Source organism: Rahnella bonaserana (genome assembly GCF_019049675.1).
Classification (GTDB): domain Bacteria; phylum Pseudomonadota; class Gammaproteobacteria; order Enterobacterales; family Enterobacteriaceae; genus Rahnella; species Rahnella bonaserana.
Window position 1 is genome coordinate 1 of sequence record NZ_JAFMOW010000016.1, and the last position, 301, is coordinate 301.

Sequence of the window (301 nt, forward strand, 5' to 3'; positions counted from 1 at the left end):
AACCTTGCCCGCGCGGCACGTTTTGCGCATCCACGATATGCCCGCTATTCAGCTGGGTTTTGCCGTATTCGGTGGCGAGCTTGATGTGCTCCTCACCGCGCCGGTCCTCCATCCGCAGCTTGTTATTTGACGGGGTGCGCAGGACGTTACGGGTGTGGTTCCTTTCGGTCACGGGGTCGGGATGTTCAGAGTCGTGCAGCGCGGCGGCGATATACGGCCGGTCGGGGTCGCCGCCGTCAAAGGCAATCGCCACTTCGGTGCCGTCGGTCAGCGGCATATGCCAGCCGTAGCCGTCACCGCC

Annotated in this window: 1 protein-coding gene; it reads right to left on the reverse strand. The window is 63.8% G+C overall.

What is annotated here, in order from left to right; genetic code table 11:
* Positions 1–301, reverse strand: a 301-nt coding sequence (locus J1778_RS00065; protein ID WP_217171488.1) for a type VI secretion system Vgr family protein, incomplete at both ends; no start/stop codon positions are given.